Here is a 17,026-nt window from a genome sequence, read left to right as displayed (position 1 = left end):
TCGATCAGCAGTAGTAGTATGAGATCTCGACGAAGGAGGTGCCTATGTCATTTTTGAAGAAGACACTTGCCAGCTTTGGGATTGGGAGCGCTAAGGTTGACTCAATCCTAAATCAAGACGTGCTATATCCTGGTCAAAGTGTGGATGTGTCTATCCATGTTTATGGTGGTGCTACTGAACAAGCGATCGACAACATCGATTTAAAACTGTGTTGCCGCTATATCGCGGAAGCTCCTGATGATCGTGGTGCGCGAGAAGGACACAGCATGCGCCGAGTACCTCAGACTCATGTGCTTGCTAAGTGGAGCCTCCCTTATGCGTTTACCATCCATTCCGGCGAAGAGCGTACCTTCGATGTTCAGCTCGATGTGCCTTGGAATACGCCTGTCACCATTGGTGACGCCAAAGTGTGGCTCGAAACCGGCTTGGACGTTGCTGCTGCTTTAGACCCGACCGATAAAGACATCCTCACCGTTCGACCTGATCCACTAATGGATGCGGTGTTATCCGCATTTGAAGCGCAAGGTTTGCGTATTCGCCAAGTGGAGTGTGAGGAAGTGAAAGGGTTCGACCTGCCATTTGTGCAAGAATTTGAGATGGTGCCGACTGACGGGCCATACCATGGCGTGTGGCGTGAGTTAGAATTTGTCGCTCATCGTAGCGAGCAAGAACTCAAATTATGGTTTGAAGTTGACCGCACACGCAAGGGCGAGGGTGGCATGCTCGCAAGCTTACTGGGTAGCGGAAAACTCAAACGAGAGTTGACCATTCCAGCCACGACTAAACTTGATCAAGTGGGCGAACTTGTACTTAATTATCTCGATCAAACCACGGCCGTTCATGAGTCTTAATTTAAGCTTACACGTGTAAGCCTAATGTGCCATACTAGAGCAAATTTCAAACTCTAGTATAGGCGCATTGATGTCTGAACTGCAGAAACCTCAATACAGTCAACGCGAAGAACTGGCTAATACCATCACTCATGGCATTGGGATGATTTTTGGTATTGTTGGCCTGATACTGCTGCTAATCAAAGCCATAGACCAGCAAGCTGATACGCTGACGCTGGCCAGTATGGCTGTCTACGGTGCGAGTATTATCGTGCTATTTTTGGCTTCGACGCTGTATCACGCAATTCCGCACCCCAACGCTAAACGATGGCTAAAAACCTTCGATCACTGTGCCATTTATCTGCTCATTGCTGGCAGTTACACGCCTTTTTTGTTGGTGAGTTTACGTACGCCGCTCGCGTTTGGTTTGATGATTGTTATCTGGACCATCGCTCTACTCGGCATCATAATGAAAGTCGCGTTTGTTTACCGATTTAAAAAGCTTTCCTTAATGACGTATTTGGTCATGGGCTGGCTGTCGTTGATTGTGATTTATCAGTTGGCGATCAACTTGGATATTGGCGGACTGACATTACTCGCAGCTGGTGGGATAGTGTATTCACTGGGAGTGATTTTCTACGTTGCGAAGCGTATCCCATTCAATCATGCGATTTGGCACGGCTTCGTTTTAGCGGGTTGTGTGTGTCACTTCTTCGCAATTTATTATTTTGTCGAGCCTATCTAACGGATAGATATGAGCTCGACAAAACATGTGTTATCACATTAACGAGTTTTCACTTCTAACACTTTGGCTGAAAACTGGTATTGCTGAGACTGCGGCACTGCCAGTTTGATGCTTTTACCCTGTTCTGCTTGTTTTGGTCGCAGGTAAGTATCCGCCATTCGCTTGATGGATTGCCAAACTGTGACTTTTTCTTTCGCCAGTTGCTGGCCAGACATATCAAATACCTGAACTTCCACTTCAACTTGAATCACCGATTGTGAGCTTTGATTGGTAATGGACGTTGGCAGTACGAGCTCACCATCTTGATAGCTCGCGGAGCCAATCAGTACGTCGACACCAGAGTCAGACAGCTGCATGGTTGGCTTTTTGGCGTTTACTACCACGGTAGTGCCAACAGTTTTCGTCACTACTGGAATTGTCGCAATTGCGGGAGCTGCGATCGTTTCAACCGCACCTGTTGTTGCTTGCGTCTCTGTTGCTTGCTGCGCAGGTTTTTTCATGACGTATTCCCAAGTAAAGTCATCGTTTAACTTCACTTCTCGACCATCGGCTAAAGTGATGACTTCAGCGGCGTATGTGGATGAGGCGGCAAGTAGGGTCGCCAGAGTGATCCATGTTTTCATTGTTATACCTTTTATTTGTGTCTGCTTAACGGCGCCAAAACGCAGGGAAGAACAGTACAAGAATAGTCAGAATTTCCAAGCGGCCCATCAACATGCCAAAGCTCAGAAGCCACTTGGCGGTATCTGGCAGAGGCGCGAAGTTACCCGTCGGTCCAATCACGCTTCCCATACCCGGGCCGACGTTGGCTACCGCAGTGATGGCACCAGAGATGCTAGTGATGGGGTCTAAACCCAGCGCACTCAAGCAACCCGCGATGAAGATTATGGTGATAAAGAACATCAAGCCAAACGCGACCACCGAGCGAACAATGTCATCATTCACTGGGCGTTGGTTGTAGCGCTGTACAAACACACCTGAAGGGTGAATCAATTTCATCATCTGTTTGTTCAGCAGTGTCATTGCGATTTGGAAACGGAAGATTTTGATCCCACCAGACGTTGACCCCGAACATGCACCCGCCATCATTAAGAAGGCAAAAAGAGTTGTGGGTAATGCGCCCCACGCGGTGAAGTCCTCTAAGCCAAAGCCGGTTGTGGTGACGACTGAGACGATATTAAACATCGACACTCGCAGCGCATCCAGAATGGTGTATCCATCTCGAATCACTAGCCAGGCTGAAATCACTAAGCTTGAGAACACGAACAGGTACGCGAATCCTCGAACTTGAGCGTCGTTAACCAATACATCAATACGGCGTTTACGTAACGCGGCGATGAAGAGCAAAAATGGCAAGCCACCTAGGAACATAAAGGTGGTTGCTACCCAATGTGCGCCATTAGAGAAGTGGTTCATCGACCCGTCAGATGTAGAGTATCCGCCCGTTGATAGCGTGGTAAAGGCGTGATTGATCGCTTCAAACAGGTTCATGCCGGTGACCAAGTAGCCTACAATGCATAAGCCAGTAAGCATCAAATAAACCGCTACGATGTTTTTGGCGACCGTTTTCGCTCTCGGGCTACTTTTATCCGACCAATCGGATGATTCGGTTTGGAATAGCTTCATACCACCGACATTGAGCATAGGTAGCACCGCCACCGCCATTACGATAAAACCAATCCCCCCAAGCCACTGCAAAATAGAGCGCCACAGCAAGATGCTCGGCGCCATGTTGTCTAGGCCACTGAGCACCGTTGAGCCCGTCGTGGTGATACCCGACATCGTTTCGAAGTAGGCGTCGGTGAAGCTGATGTGGTTGATGAACACAAACGGCAAGGCGGCAAACGCACTGGCGATGGTCCAAACCAAACTGGTGATGAGGAACATATCGCGTACGCTGAGTTTGAACTTGGCGGTTCGACCGATCGTTAGGCAAATGAAGGCGGCAAGGTGCGTGATCACAACGGCTTGGGCGAAATCGAGGAATCCCCCCGTACCGGTAAAGAAAGCGACCAAAGTCGGCACGTACATAAACAGGGCCAGTTTGGATAAAACCAGCCCGATAACAAACAGTACGGGACGTAAGTTGACCATAGGAAAATCCTAGAGGAAGAATGGACTCGGCTGGAATAGCGCTTCGACGTCTGATACGTATTTTTTGTTGACCAGGAACATCACCACATGGTCATCCTGCTCGATGACTGTACGGTCGTGGGCAATAAGGACTTCTTCGCCACGAACGATAGCACCAATGGTGGTCCCAGGTGGGAGCTTAATATCTCCAATCGCACGTCCAACCACTTTGGATGTACTTTCATCACCGTGAGCGACGGCTTCAATTGCTTCCGCAGCGCCGCGACGAAGTGAGGACACGTTTACGATATCAGCGCGACGCACGTGCGTCAGCAAGGCGGAAATGGTCGCTTGCTGTGGTGAGATGGCCACATCAATTACGCCGCCTTGTACCAGATCTACATAAGCGCCACGTTGGATCAGCACCATTACTTTTTTCGCACCCATGCGTTTTGCCAACATCGCAGACATGATGTTGGTTTCATCTTCGTTGGTCAGCGCGATGAAGACGTCGACTTGGTCGATGTTCTCTTCCGAGAGAAGCTCTTGGTCTGCCGCGTCGCCGCAGAACACGATGGTGTTTTCTAGCTCTTCTGACAGTTTTTCTGCACGTTGGTAGTTACGTTCAATCAGCTTCACGCTGTAGTTTTGTTCTAAGCGCTTTGCGAGACTGGCACCAATGTTACCCCCGCCAACAATCATGATGCGGCGGTACGGTTTTTCTAGGCGCTGAAGTTCACTCATCACTGAGCGAATATGATTACTTGCTGCAACGAAGAACACTTCATCGTCGGCTTCAATGATGGTAGTGCCTTGCGGGCGAATCGGACGGCCTTGACGGAAAATCGCTGCCACACGGGTATCGATGTGTGGCATGTGCTCACGCAAAGCAGACAGCGCGTTACCCACCAACGGGCCACCGTAGTAGGCTTTTACCGCCACTAGGCTGACTTTCTGTTCAGCAAAGCTCACCACTTGCAGCGCGCCCGGGTATTGGATCAGACGTTCGATGTAGCTGGTAACGAGTTCTTCTGGGGCGATAAGGTGATCGACAGGAATGGCGCCAGATTTAAACAGGGCTTCTTTTTCGGCCAGATATTCTGGAGAGCGAATACGTGCAACGCGGTTTGGGGTGTTGAATAGAGTGAACGCGACCTGGCAGGCGGCCATGTTGGTTTCATCAGTGTTGGTCACCGCGACGAGCATATCGGCGTCTTGCGCGCCAGCTTCATGCAGCACGTCGGGGTGGCTCGCATGGCCATTGACCACACGCAGGTCGTATTTGTCCTGCAATTCACGCAGTCGGTCGGCATTGTTGTCGACGATGGTGATGTCGTTGTTTTCACCCACTAGGTTTTCTGCCAGTGTGCCGCCAACCTGACCTGCACCAAGAATAATGATCTTCATACTCTTTTCTCGTTATCTGAAAAAGGCGATTGAAATCACTCCAATCGCCCTATTTAGCATGCTGTTACGCGTGTGTTTTGGTTAGCACTGCGTAGTAGAAACCATCCATGTCTTCTTCGCCTGGTAGAATTTGACGACCAGGCTGGTCGGGATCAGAATCCAGCAGTTGCGCATCCGCGGTACGTGCTAAAAACGCTTTTACTTGCTCCACGTTTTCTTGCGGTGTGATTGAACAAGTCGCGTAAACCATTGTGCCGCCGGGTTTCAGTTGCGTCCACATGGCATCAAAAATTTCACTTTGTAGCTCTGCTAGTGCGGCGATGTCGTCTGCACGACGTAGCCATTTGATGTCTGGGTGACGACGAATCACACCAGTCGCAGAACATGGGGCATCCAGCAAAATGCGATCAAATTGCTCGCCTTGCCACCATTCTTGTGGATTACGCGCATCACCGCAAACCACTTTTGCCTGAAGGTTGAGACGCTTCAGGTTTTCATGCACACGTTTCAAGCGTGTGTCGTCGCAGTCAATCGCGACCACTTCACTGCCCGACGTGCGCTCTAGAATGTGTGCCGTCTTGCCACCTGGCGCTGCACAGCAATCTAAAATCAGTTCGCCGTCTTGTGGTTTTAGGTAGTTGATCGAGAGCTGCGCTGCCGCATCTTGCACTGAAACCCAACCTTTCTCAAAACCAGGTAGCTTCATCACGTCACATGGCGCGGCCAATTTTATGGCGTCCATTGCTTCTGTGTGTGGCGTGCTATCAATGTTTTCATTTTTGAGTAGCGCAAGGTATTCATCACGAGTGTGGTGCTGATGGTTCACACGCAGCCACATTGGTGCTTTTTGGTTGTTCGCTTCAACAATGCTTTCCCATTGCTGTGGGTAGGCCTCTTGCAGCAGTTTTAGTAACCAGCTTGGGTGACCGTACTTGCCAGCGTTGTTGCTGACGGCCATTTGGTCGAGTTCTTCTTGGTTGCGTTGGTAGTTACGCAATACAGCGTTAATCAAACCACGCAGACGAGGACCTTTCAGCTCTTTAGTGCCTTCAACCGTTTCACCGACAGCTGCGTGCGCAGGAATACGCATGAAGCTCAGTTGGTAAATACCAACCAGAATTAGGTGATGGAATACACGTTGTTTGCCTTTGAGCGGCTTATCCATCAACTGGTTTGCGATCATTTCTAGGCGAGGTAGGTAACGTAGCGCACCGTAACAGATCTCTTGTAGCAGAGCGTGGTCACGAGGTCGTACCGTTTGTTGAGCCGCTGGAAGAGCGCTTGAAAGTGAGTGGCCCTTGTCGACGACAAGATACAGGACGTTAGCAGCCGCAGCGCGAACATTCATGATGAGTACCTTAAAGTAAAGGAGGGCATCTCTGCCCTCTAAAAGTTCGTATTATTGGGGATGATAACCCCTAGTATGGCTTAAACCAGCAGAGTACCAACTTCAAACCAAGCCGCGCGCGAATTCAGAATATCCTGAACTGACATGGCTTTTTTGCCAGGAACTTGCAGTTGTTCTAGCACCAGTACGCCGTTGCCTGTCGCAACATAAATACCGGTTTTATCTGCTTGCAAGATGGTGCCGGCTGGCTTGTCACTGGTTTGCTCTGCCACACGGCTTTGCCATACTTTGATGCTGTTTTCTGCCGCCTCAAAGTGGCTCATTGGCCATGGGTTAAATGCACGAACGCAGCGCTCAATGTGAGCCGCATCGTCGTTCCAGTTAATGCGTGCTTCTTCTTTGCTGAGTTTTTTCGCGTAGTTCGCTAGCTCATCGTCTTGCTTCACTGGCACTGCTTTACCCGCAGCAATGTCGGCTAAGCAGTCAATCAGGGCTTCTGGGCCAAGCTCAGCCAATTTTTCGTACATTGAAGCGCTGGTATCTGTCGCTTCGATTGGCAGAGTTGCAATCTTCAGCATATCACCAGTGTCGAGACCGATGTCCATCTGCATGATGGTCACGCCCGTTTCTGCATCGCCCGCCCAAATAGAGCGTTGGATTGGAGCCGCACCACGCCAACGAGGTAGGATAGAACCATGTACGTTGATACAACCCAGTTTAGGGGTATCAAGAACCGCTTGTGGCAGTAGCATACCGTACGCCACGACAACCATGAGATCGGCGTTCAGATCGGCAAGTTCTTGTTTCGCTTCGTCGGACTTAAAGCTTTCAGGTTGGTAAACCGGGATGTTGTGTTCCAGCGCCAGTTGTTTTACCGGTGGCGCAGCCAATTTCTTGCCACGACCCGCTGGACGATCTGGGTTTGTGTAAACCGCGATGACTTCATGCTCCGAAGACAACAACGCCGCCAAGTGACGGGCGGCGAAATCCGGAGTACCTGCAAAGACAATACGTAAAGACTGACTCAAGGTAGGCTTCCTTCTAATTGGTATGGTTCGAGATTAAGCGTTTTGCTGCTTCTCGTTAAAGCGTTTGATTTTTGCTAGCTTGTCCTGAATGCGTTTGCGTTTCAGTGGCGATAGGTAATCCACGAATAGCTTACCTTGTAGGTGATCAAGCTCGTGTTGAACACAAATCGCTAGCAGGTCGTCGGCTTCAAAGGTGAACTCTTTGCCATCACGATCCAGTGCTTTAACGGTAACTTCTGCAGCGCGAGGCACAAGTGCGCGTGCACCTGGTACCGACAGACAGCCTTCTTCGATGCCATCTTCGCCACGCTTTTCCAGAATCTCAGGGTTGATTAGCACCATCGGCTCATCGCGAGTTTCTGAAATATCAATCACTACGATACGTTTGTGGATATCAACCTGCGTTGCAGCAAGGCCAATACCTTCTTCGTCGTACATGGTTTCAATCATGTCATCGACGATTTTTTGAATCTCAGGCGTCACCGCTTCAACAGGCTTTGCGACTGTGCGCAGGCGATCATCCGGGAATGTTAATACTTGTAATACAGACATATTCACTCGAAATATTGAACTGTGCCGAAACAGCACAAACCTTGTTGGCTCAATTCTAGACATTTTATAGCCTAAATGACAGCATCCTTGCACCAATTTCCATTCTGGTTCCTGCTTAATAGACCAAGGACGAGGGTCATGAATCGAATTTTCCGCAACGTTGCCAGTGTTACGTTGCCGTTACTTTTCTCTTTCAACGCTGTAGCAAATGTGGATGCAAACCCACTGACTGTTAAAGATGATGCGCCACAAACATATGTAGTCGTGAAGGGCGATACGCTATGGGATATTTCGGCCATGTACTTGGATAGCCCGTGGTTGTGGCCTCGTTTATGGCAAGTAAACCCGGAAATCGACAACCCTCATTTAATTTATCCCGGTGACAAGCTGTCTTTGGTGTGGATTAACGGTCAGCCCGTATTGAGCCTAAAACCGGTTAAGAAGCTGAGCCCGAAAGCACGTATCACGGAAAAGAAAGCGGTACCAACGGTCGCGGAAGGTTTGGTGATGCCTTACCTCAAATCGGATCGGTTGCTGGATCAAGATGCGTTGAACAGTGCAGCAAAAGTGATGGGTAGCAGCAAAGGCAGTAAGTATCTGACTGCAGAAGATGTGCTGTATATCAATGGTAATCAGACCGCGACAGGTTGGGCTATTTACCGACCAGTAGCTACCTTTTCGCGTGACGATGTGTCCGAAGAGATTACCGCGCTGCGTTTGATTGCCAAAGGCGAGCTCGTTGAAGCTTCGAGTGATTATTCAGGTTTGAAGCTTACATCGCAGATGCAAGAAATTCTACGTAACGATATCGCGTTGCCAAATCAATCGGTTGAGAATACTGACTTCACGACTACGTTCTACCCGCTGCCGTCGCCACAAGGCAGTTCGGCAAAGTTGCTAGGTAATATCGAAGGTATTCGCTTTAGTTCAACTAACCAAGTCGTGGTGATTGATAAAGGCACGTCAGACAATCTGAAGCAAGGCAGTGTGTTTGATTTAAAAGAAGACGCGCACCCAGTTTACAAAGACGGCGATGAGTTCAAGAAAGAGTTTGGCGTGCTTGATAAGAAAATTACTTTGCCTCAAAGCAAAGTTGGTGAGTTGCTGGTCATTCGTCCTTATGAGTACTTTAGCTTGGCACTGATCACTAACAGTACTAAACCCATTAACCAAGATATTTCGGTGGTGTCACCGTTGGCGGACGAATTAACCATCGATGAATCGACGAAATAACGATGATCTCGCTGCCTGGTTAAAACTGAGTTGTTTACCAGGCATTGGCGGCGTCAAAATGAATAAGCTACTGGCAAGAGACACGCCACGTAACATCGTAAACTTCTCTCCTGAACAGCTACAACAACTTGGGTTAACAACTAAGCAAATTCAAGCTTGGGCTTCAACAGATAAAGAAGTCGATGCTTGTTTAAGCTGGCTTGAGGCTTCTACAAATCATCATATCCTGACACTGACTGACCCGCGTTATCCACCTCAACTCAAACAAATCGTTGCACCGCCACCTCTACTTTTTGTTCAAGGAAACCCTACTTGTCTCTCTCAGCCACAAATCGCGATGGTTGGCAGTCGAAATGCGAGTATTGATGGATTACAGCATGCACGTCAGTTTGCTGCAGAGTTTGTTCAGCACGATTTTATTGTCACCAGTGGTCTCGCTTTAGGCATTGATGGTCATGCGCATGATGGTGCGTTGCAAGCGGGTGGTAAGACGATTGCGGTGCTAGGATCTGGTTTAGCAAATATTTATCCAGCACGTCATCGTAGTTTAGCGCAACGTGTTATTGAACACGGGGCTTTGGTGTCTGAGTTTCGGCCTAATGCCAAGCCGCGCCCAGAAAACTTCCCGCGTCGTAATCGTATTATTAGTGGATTATCGCTTGGTGTACTGGTCGTCGAGGCGGCGAAAAAGAGCGGCTCGTTAATTACAGCTCGTTACGCGCTTGAGCAAGGTCGAGAAGTATTTGCGCTGCCAGCGTCAATCAATGCCCCCAATGCCTGCGGTGGAAACCAGTTGATACGTCATGGCGCTTGCCTCGTAGAAAAGACGAAAGATGTCTTAGATGAAATACAGTCCTTGCTTGATTGGTCTATTAATCAGAGTACCGATTTATTTTCTACGTTAAATGAAGAAGAAGAATTGCCATTTCCTCAGCTGTTAGCTAACGTAGGAAGTGAAGCTACACCGGTTGATATTCTTGCAAACAGGACCAATATACCTGTCCAAGAAGTCATGATGCAGCTCTTAGAGTTAGAACTCTCTGGGCATGTCGTTGCGGTTTCAGGTGGCTATATTCGAAAGGGGAGGGGCTAGCTATGATGATGGATATACTGATGTATCTATTCGAAACCTACATCCATAGCGATGCAGAGTTACAGGTCGAACAAGACGAGTTGGAAGAAGAGTTGCTTCGTGCAGGCTTCCAACAAAAAGATATCTACAAAGCCCTTGTCTGGTTAGAAGAGCTTGCCGCATTGCAGCAAAGTGACACCTCTTCTGCAATCTCGACTTGCATGGCTTCGTCATCAACTCGTATCTACACAGCGAAAGAGATGCAGCGTTTAGATTTGGAATGCCGAGGGTTTCTATTGTTTCTCGAGCAAATCAATGTGTTAACCACAGAAACTCGCGAAATGGTGATTGACCGAGTGATGGGATTAGAAACGAGTGAGTTTGAGCTTGAAGACCTCAAATGGATCATTCTGATGGTGCTGTTTAATGTGCCTGGCAACGAAAACGCTTACACGCTAATGGAAGAGCTGTTGTACACCAAGGAACAAGGGATTCTTCACTAACCATCTGGGCAAGTTCGAGTTTAGCTAGAATAAACGCGAGCTTGTCTTTTTGTGTGTTTTTCACGAAACGGTAAGTATGAGTAGTAAAATCGACAACACCCTTTTCTCTGCCCATGAACACGCTTTGGAACACGAGCCGTGTCCTAAATGTGGCAGTGAATTGATCCTCAAACATGGCAAACACGGTCCCTTTCTTGGCTGTAGCCACTACCCAAGCTGTGATTACATCAAAGCCCTGCACAACAATGATGGACACATCGTCAAAGAGCTTGGCGTTCCTTGTCCAGATTGTGGTAACGAGTTGGTATTACGGCAAGGGCGTTATGGCATGTTTGTTGGTTGCAGTAACTATCCGGCTTGCCATCATATTGAGTCGATTAATCAACCTGAGCCAGAAAAGCAGCCGCAAGAGAAACACGCGTGTCCTGAATGTGGTAAAGGTCATTTAGTTGAACGTAAGACGCGCTTTGGTAAAACTTTCTACGCATGTGATAACTACCCTAAATGCAAATTTGCAGTGAATCTCCCTCCGGTTAAAGGGAGATGCGAAGAATGTGGTTTTACTTTGTTGGTGGAGAAGAAACTCGCCAGTGGTGTGAAATTGCAATGTGCCAACCGTAAGTGCCAGCACACCCAACAAGGGTAAATACATCAAAGGAATTAAAAAGGGTCGCATCGTGCGACCCTTTGTGGTTTTTGGGGCTAGATTTTAGCGTTATGCTTATTTCGCAAACTCGTGCACGGCTGGGAATGCCATTGGATCTAAGACATCCGCGAGAGCGCACAACCTACGGTGTAATTCTCCTGGGTAGTCACCGCATACGTTGATGTGACCCATTTTTCGCCCTTCACGCTTCTCTTTGCCGTACCAATGGATGTGACAACCATCCATGGCGAGAAGCGCTTCTGGCAACGTATCTTCACCAAGAATATTCACCATCGAGGTTTCGCGAATCAGTTTGGTGCTGCCTAACGGCAAGCCGCATACGGCGCGCAGGTGGTTCTCGAACTGACAGGTTTCTGCACCTTGCTGTGTCCAGTGACCAGAGTTGTGCACTCGTGGGGCAATCTCATTCACTAACAGTGTGCCATCGATATCAAAGAATTCGAGCGCCAATACACCAACGTAATCTAGGCTATCTGCGACGGCCGTGAGCATCTGCTTGGCTTGCGCTTGAAGTTCTGGCGCATCAATTGCGGTGGATAAGCTCAGTACGCCATTGATGTGAACGTTTTCTGCTAGAGGGTACACTTCAACGCTGCCATCTTTACCGCGAGCACCTACAAGTGATACTTCGCGGTTAAAAGGAACAAACTCCTCAGCCACAATGGCTTGAGTTGGTGTTGCTGCAATGCACTCCGTCATTTCTGCCCAGATCGTCTCGATCTGAGCCGCTTCTTTCAAGCGCCATTGGCCTTTACCATCGTAACCACCCAATGCACTTTTCAGCACCATAGGCATGCCAACATGTTCAATTGCGCGTTCAAAATCCTCACGTGTCTCAATCACGTAGTACTTGGCATTACGCACGCCAGCATCATCAAGCAGTGCTTTTTCAATACGGCGATCACCACCTGCTTTGATGGCTTGCGTACTTGGTAGGAACTTGCCGCTCGCTTCGCAAACCTTAAGCACGTCATGTGGAATATGCTCGAACTCGGCAGTAATCACATCAACTTGCGTAATCGCATTTTCCAAGCCATGGCCAAGTACCTGTTGAGTTAAAGGATGAACTACATCACCGTTGGTGACATCGTAAGCTGAAATTTGAATATTCAGTGGCGCACCAGCCAGAGACATCATACGAGCCAACTGACCCGCACCAAGAACCAGTACATGCATCTGATTAATCCTCTGCAGGGTTTGGATTTGCGAGAACTGTTTCCGTTTGCTCATTACGGAATGCTTCTACCTTCGCCATGATGTTTTCATCATGAGTGCCTAGGATTTGCGCTGCTAGGATACCGGCGTTTGCTGCGCCCGCTTCGCCAATCGCCAATGTACCAACCGCAATTCCCTTTGGCATCTGTACAATAGAGAGCAGTGAATCCATGCCTTTTAGTGCGCGAGACTGAACTGGAACACCGAGTACAGGTATGCTAGTAAATGCAGCTGCCATACCTGGTAGGTGAGCCGCACCGCCTGCACCAGCGATGATCACTTTGATACCACGTTCTTTCGCGCTGCTGGCGTAGTCCGCCAGTAATTGAGGAGTTCGGTGTGCTGACACGACTTTTGTTTCGTAAGGTACGCCAAATTGGTCTAGCATATATGCTGCTAGTTTCATGGTTGGCCAATCGGATTTAGAACCCATGATGATACCGACTTTCATCTCAAACTCCTTCAAGCTGCAAAATTAGGTGAGCTGATAAATTTGTGCGCATTATACGGGGATTTTTATCTCAAGCAAACGTTTGCGTCTTGTTGTTGTCGCTATTGATACATTTTATAAAAAAATTGCTTTAGTGTCTGATAATGAATATTTGTACACTTAGTGAAAATAATACAGTCAGACAATCAGGAAGTAATCGGTGGATAACTTTGAACAAGTGCTCAACGCACTACAACAAGGCGAAGTGATTGCCTACCCAACAGAAGGGGTTTTTGGTGTCGGATGCGATCCAGATAACCCAGAAGCAATTCAAAAACTGCTGGAGATCAAGCAGCGCCCGGTGGAAAAAGGGCTGATTCTGATCGCTGCAAGTTATGAGCAACTCTTGCCGTATATTGATGAATCTCAACTGACTCGAGAACAATTAGCGACCGTTCATGCAACTTGGCCAGGTCCATACACTTGGATCATGCCTGCGAGCGATAAAGTCTCCAACTGGGTTTCAGGGCAGTTTGATTCAATTGCAGTTCGTGTGACTGATCATCCTTTGGTTCAAAAGATGTGTAATGCATTCGGAAAGCCGTTAACCTCTACCAGCGCGAATCTTTCCGGCTTACCACCATGTATGACCACGGAAGAGGTAGAGCAGCAATTGGGTGACAAGCTGGTGGCCATTCTTCGTGGTGAAACCAGCGGCCGTGATAAACCCAGCGAGATTCGTGACGCCAAAACTTCACAAATATTAAGACAGGGCTAACCCTGCTTGCCAGCCATCAATAGGTATCACGTAATAGGTAATAACGTATGTCAGCAATCGATAAGTACGCCGTAAAGCAGTTCCTGATGTCACTTCAGGACTCCATTTGTCAGCAGTTAGAACAAGAAGATGGAAAGGCCGTCTTTGTCGAGGATGCATGGCATCGTGAACCGGGCGAACGTCTTGGTGGCGGTGGTCGCTCACGTGTTCTGCGTGATGGCCTTGTTTTCGAGCAGGGTGGGGTGAACTTCTCGCATGTGGAAGGGAAAGAAATGCCAGCATCTGCGACGGCACATCGTCCGGAGCTAGCGGGTCGCCGTTTTGAAGCGATGGGGGTCTCTTTGGTTATCCATCCCAAAAACCCTTACGTCCCAACTTCTCATGCGAATGTGCGTTTCTTTATCGCCGAGAAAGAGGGCGAAGACCCAATTTGGTGGTTTGGTGGTGGTTTCGACCTGACTCCTTTCTATCCTTTCGAAGAAGATTGTCAGTCATGGCACGATACAGCTAAGGCAATCTGTGCCCCATTTGGTGAAGAAGTATATGCTGAACACAAAGCGTGGTGTGATAAGTACTTCTTCTTGCCACATCGAAATGAAACTCGTGGTGTTGGTGGTTTGTTCTTTGATGATTTGAATCACTGGGAGTTTGATAAGTGTTTTGATTACATCAAAGCGGTGGGTGAAGGCTATTGCCAAGCTTATTTGCCGATCGTGTCTCGTCGTAAAGACATCGAATATGGCGAGCGCGAACGTGAATTCCAACTTTACCGTCGTGGTCGTTATGTTGAGTTCAACTTAGTGTACGACCGTGGCACTTTATTCGGTTTACAAAGTGGTGGGCGTACCGAGTCGATTCTGATGTCGATGCCGCCGTTAGCGCGATGGGAGTACCGCTACGAACCAGAAGCAGGAACGCCTGAAGCCGAACTTTACGATCGATACCTGAAACCACGCGAATGGTAAGCACGGAATCTCCTTTTCTATATAGATAGATAGTGATAGGGTCATCTGTAATCAGATGGCCCTGTTTTCTCTATATCTAAGTAAGGAATAAAGGTAAGGAAATGACCCTGCAAATCGATCGTTACGCCGTGTTTGGTAACCCTATCGGGCACAGCAAGTCGCCATTTATCCATACACTCTTTGCTCGCCAAACTAATCAGTCCCTAACATACACCGCAGAATGTGCGCCTGTGGGTGGATTTATCGAGGCGGCGAAAGCATTTTTTGCTGACGGCGGCAAAGGCTGTAACGTGACCTTGCCTTTTAAAGAAGATGCCTATCAATTTGCCAGCCGTTTGACCGAGCGTGCTCAGCTTGCTGGAGCAGTGAATACACTTAAGAAGCTTGATGATGGTGAAATCATTGGTGATAACACCGATGGTGCAGGCTTAGTGCAAGACTTGTTGCAGCATCAAGTCGTTTTAGAAGGTGCACGTATCCTGATCATAGGAGCTGGTGGTGCCGCTCGAGGTGTGATTAAACCATTGCTCGATCAAAAACCAACATCTCTAACGATAACTAATCGTACATTTTCTAAAGCCGAAGAATTGGCAGAATTGTTTTCTGCGTATGGCCCTGTTACAGCAAAAGAGATGAATACCATTGCTGAAGAGTTCGATGTCATAATCAACTCTACGTCTGCATCATTGAGTGGTGAGTTACCTGCGATCTCTTCCTCGGTGTTCGCCGCCAATAGTACAAGCTACGACATGATGTATGGCAAAGGTGATACCACATTTAACCAATGGGCTAAGCAACACGGTGCGGCACATGCTTATGATGGTTTAGGTATGTTAGTTGGCCAAGCTGCTGAGAGTTTTATGTTATGGCGCGGTCTTCGTCCTGGAGCCAAACAGATTTTGCGTGAATTAAGAAAGAACCTTGAAGGTCAATAAGCGATGAATCAATCCATCTTATTCCCAGACATGCAATCATGGGATGAAGTATCACAATCAGTAAACTTTGCGGCGCAACAATCTGGTGCGCTAATAGAATGCTTTGTGACGAAACAAAAGTTAGAAAAGTTATCTGGCTCAGAGTTAGATACGGAGCAGGCCGTGATCTCTGCTTTTATTGACTACCGATTTGATCTGGAAGAAATAGCAGAAGAGTTAATAGAAGGTGAAGCCTTCAACGAAGAAGGCCATATTATCATCGGCTAACAGACCTTTAGTTCAAGTCTTCTATTTCATGTAAGTAGTCGTTTTTGTTTTGAACATAGTTATTGGCAGACTTTTGCAAGAAAGCTCGTTCTTTTTCTGATAGAGGGCGAGCTTGCTTTACTGGGCTTCCAACATATAAGTAGCCACTTTCTAATACTTTCCCAGGTGGCACTAAACTGCCTGCTCCGATCATCACCTCTGACTCAATTACAACAGCATCTAAAACAATAGCTCCCATACCAACCAAAACACGATCGTGGATCTCACAACCGTGCAGCATCACTTTGTGGCCAATCGTAACGTCATTGCCAATGATAAGTGGGTAGCCGTTTGGGTTTTCGGCGTTCTTATGGGTGACATGCAAAACACTGCCATCTTGAATATTAGTTCGATCACCAATGTGAATGTGGTTCACATCGCCTCGTGCCGCTACTAATGGCCAAATGCTAGAATCGTCCCCAATACGGATATCTCCGACTAACACTGAGGTTGAGTCAACGTAAACACGCTCACCAAGTTGAGGCTTTATACCTTTGTAGCTTCTAATTGAGCTCATCTTTTCTCCTTATTAGAGGCGAGTACAGGGGACATGGAGGTAGAATAGTAGTGAAAACTCGCCTTTTAGAATAAAAAACACCCAAACGATAAAAAAATCAAAAAAAACGTGAAAAAGGGCTTGCCAATGTGATCGCAATCTCTATAATGCCACCTCGCTGACACGGCAACGCTTCGAAAGAAACGAAGTTGAGGTTAGCAAGCCAAATTAGCCAAGCGGAAACGCTTGAAGAAAGTTTGAAAAAAGTGATTGACACTAAACTTTAACTCGCTAAAATGGCCGTCCTGTTTTGAGCAAAGCTCAACAGGAAAAGCTCTTTAACAATATAGACCTATCAATCTGTGTGGGCACTCGTTGATGATAATCCAATTCGATACTTCGGTATCAAATTAGGTTTCAATGATACGAAGTGACCATTGAAT

General features: G+C 47.8%; 19 protein-coding genes. 10 read left to right on the top strand and 9 right to left on the bottom strand.

Annotated features, from left to right (window positions below; translation table 11 throughout):
• Positions 1–44: 44 nt before the first annotated feature.
• Positions 45–851, top strand: coding sequence for a sporulation protein (locus NB463_RS12645; RefSeq protein WP_005394045.1), 807 nt, complete (start codon positions 45–47; stop codon positions 849–851).
• Positions 852–921: 70 nt separating this feature from the next.
• Positions 922–1,575: a PAQR family membrane homeostasis protein TrhA gene (trhA, locus tag NB463_RS12640; protein WP_005394044.1), complete on the top strand. Its 654-nt coding sequence runs from the start codon at positions 922–924 to the stop codon at positions 1,573–1,575.
• 38 nt (positions 1,576–1,613) lie between these two features.
• Here trhA and NB463_RS12635 read toward each other — a convergent pair whose 3' ends face one another.
• The 6 genes from NB463_RS12635 to def form a co-directional block, all read right to left on the bottom strand.
• Positions 1,614–2,198 (bottom strand): DUF3157 family protein, encoded by a 585-nt coding sequence (locus NB463_RS12635; protein ID WP_185090727.1) that lies wholly within the window; start codon positions 2,196–2,198, stop codon positions 1,614–1,616.
• Between the two features lie 25 nt (positions 2,199–2,223).
• A complete protein-coding gene (locus NB463_RS12630) occupies positions 2,224–3,669 on the bottom strand; it encodes a TrkH family potassium uptake protein (protein WP_006742925.1) in 1,446 nt (481 codons plus the stop codon).
• 9 nt (positions 3,670–3,678) lie between these two features.
• Complete coding sequence (gene trkA, locus NB463_RS12625) at positions 3,679–5,055, bottom strand: Trk system potassium transporter TrkA (RefSeq protein ID WP_005394041.1); 1,377 nt, start codon at positions 5,053–5,055, stop codon at positions 3,679–3,681.
• A 64-nt stretch (positions 5,056–5,119) separates the two neighbouring features.
• Complete coding sequence (gene rsmB, locus NB463_RS12620; RefSeq protein WP_025628789.1) at positions 5,120–6,403, bottom strand: 16S rRNA (cytosine(967)-C(5))-methyltransferase RsmB; 1,284 nt, start codon at positions 6,401–6,403, stop codon at positions 5,120–5,122.
• Positions 6,404–6,483: 80 nt separating this feature from the next.
• A complete protein-coding gene (gene fmt / locus NB463_RS12615; RefSeq protein ID WP_005394039.1) occupies positions 6,484–7,431 on the bottom strand; it encodes a methionyl-tRNA formyltransferase in 948 nt (315 codons plus the stop codon).
• 33 nt (positions 7,432–7,464) lie between these two features.
• Complete coding sequence (gene def / locus NB463_RS12610) at positions 7,465–7,983, bottom strand: peptide deformylase (protein WP_005379068.1); 519 nt, start codon at positions 7,981–7,983, stop codon at positions 7,465–7,467.
• A 138-nt stretch (positions 7,984–8,121) separates the two neighbouring features.
• Here def and NB463_RS12605 point away from each other — a divergent pair, with 138 nt between their 5' ends.
• The 4 genes from NB463_RS12605 to NB463_RS12590 all read left to right on the top strand — a co-directional run bounded on the left by NB463_RS12605 (position 8,122) and on the right by NB463_RS12590 (position 11,437).
• Positions 8,122–9,216 carry a LysM peptidoglycan-binding domain-containing protein gene (locus NB463_RS12605; RefSeq protein ID WP_017635610.1) on the top strand — a complete coding sequence of 365 codons (1,095 nt, stop codon included), beginning with the start codon at positions 8,122–8,124 and terminating at the stop codon, positions 9,214–9,216.
• The gene (gene dprA / locus NB463_RS12600; RefSeq protein ID WP_258431327.1) at positions 9,200–10,309 is read left to right on the top strand and encodes a DNA-processing protein DprA; all 1,110 of its coding nucleotides are present in this window, start codon (positions 9,200–9,202) and stop codon (positions 10,307–10,309) included. The genes NB463_RS12605 and dprA overlap by 17 nt, the downstream gene beginning before the upstream one ends.
• 2 nt (positions 10,310–10,311) lie before the next feature.
• Positions 10,312–10,791 carry a DUF494 family protein gene (locus tag NB463_RS12595; RefSeq protein WP_005379074.1) on the top strand — a complete coding sequence of 160 codons (480 nt, stop codon included), beginning with the start codon at positions 10,312–10,314 and terminating at the stop codon, positions 10,789–10,791.
• A gap of 76 nt (positions 10,792–10,867) precedes the next feature.
• Positions 10,868–11,437, top strand: coding sequence for a DNA topoisomerase family protein (locus tag NB463_RS12590; protein ID WP_258431326.1), 570 nt, complete (start codon positions 10,868–10,870; stop codon positions 11,435–11,437).
• A 75-nt stretch (positions 11,438–11,512) separates the two neighbouring features.
• Here the strand turns inward: NB463_RS12590 and NB463_RS12585 are convergent, their stop codons facing one another.
• Together NB463_RS12585 and purE are read right to left on the bottom strand one after the other, a co-directional pair.
• Positions 11,513–12,634: a 5-(carboxyamino)imidazole ribonucleotide synthase gene (locus NB463_RS12585; protein WP_258431325.1), complete on the bottom strand. Its 1,122-nt coding sequence runs from the start codon at positions 12,632–12,634 to the stop codon at positions 11,513–11,515.
• A gap of 4 nt (positions 12,635–12,638) precedes the next feature.
• The gene (gene purE, locus NB463_RS12580; protein WP_047010294.1) at positions 12,639–13,124 is read right to left on the bottom strand and encodes a 5-(carboxyamino)imidazole ribonucleotide mutase; all 486 of its coding nucleotides are present in this window, start codon (positions 13,122–13,124) and stop codon (positions 12,639–12,641) included.
• A 199-nt stretch (positions 13,125–13,323) separates the two neighbouring features.
• Here purE and NB463_RS12575 point away from each other — a divergent pair, with 199 nt between their 5' ends.
• The 4 genes from NB463_RS12575 to NB463_RS12560 all read left to right on the top strand — a co-directional run bounded on the left by NB463_RS12575 (position 13,324) and on the right by NB463_RS12560 (position 16,048).
• Positions 13,324–13,881: an L-threonylcarbamoyladenylate synthase gene (locus NB463_RS12575; RefSeq protein ID WP_047010295.1), complete on the top strand. Its 558-nt coding sequence runs from the start codon at positions 13,324–13,326 to the stop codon at positions 13,879–13,881.
• 47 nt (positions 13,882–13,928) lie between these two features.
• Complete coding sequence (hemF, locus tag NB463_RS12570; RefSeq protein WP_045607943.1) at positions 13,929–14,846, top strand: oxygen-dependent coproporphyrinogen oxidase; 918 nt, start codon at positions 13,929–13,931, stop codon at positions 14,844–14,846.
• Between the two features lie 101 nt (positions 14,847–14,947).
• Positions 14,948–15,781 carry a shikimate dehydrogenase gene (gene aroE, locus NB463_RS12565; RefSeq protein ID WP_025796004.1) on the top strand — a complete coding sequence of 278 codons (834 nt, stop codon included), beginning with the start codon at positions 14,948–14,950 and terminating at the stop codon, positions 15,779–15,781.
• 3 nt (positions 15,782–15,784) lie between these two features.
• On the top strand, positions 15,785–16,048 hold the full coding sequence (locus NB463_RS12560; protein WP_047010296.1) for a DUF1488 domain-containing protein: 264 nt from the start codon (positions 15,785–15,787) through the stop codon (positions 16,046–16,048).
• A gap of 7 nt (positions 16,049–16,055) precedes the next feature.
• Here NB463_RS12560 and NB463_RS12555 read toward each other — a convergent pair whose 3' ends face one another.
• Complete coding sequence (locus NB463_RS12555; protein WP_047010297.1) at positions 16,056–16,604, bottom strand: gamma carbonic anhydrase family protein; 549 nt, start codon at positions 16,602–16,604, stop codon at positions 16,056–16,058.
• Positions 16,605–17,026 lie beyond the last annotated feature (422 nt).

It is taken from the genome of Vibrio sp. RM-41-2B (assembly GCF_024744415.1).
Taxonomy (GTDB): domain Bacteria; phylum Pseudomonadota; class Gammaproteobacteria; order Enterobacterales; family Vibrionaceae; genus Vibrio; species Vibrio diabolicus.
The sequence above is the reverse complement of the archived record's forward strand: the minus strand, read 5'-3'. Positions and strand labels throughout refer to the sequence as shown.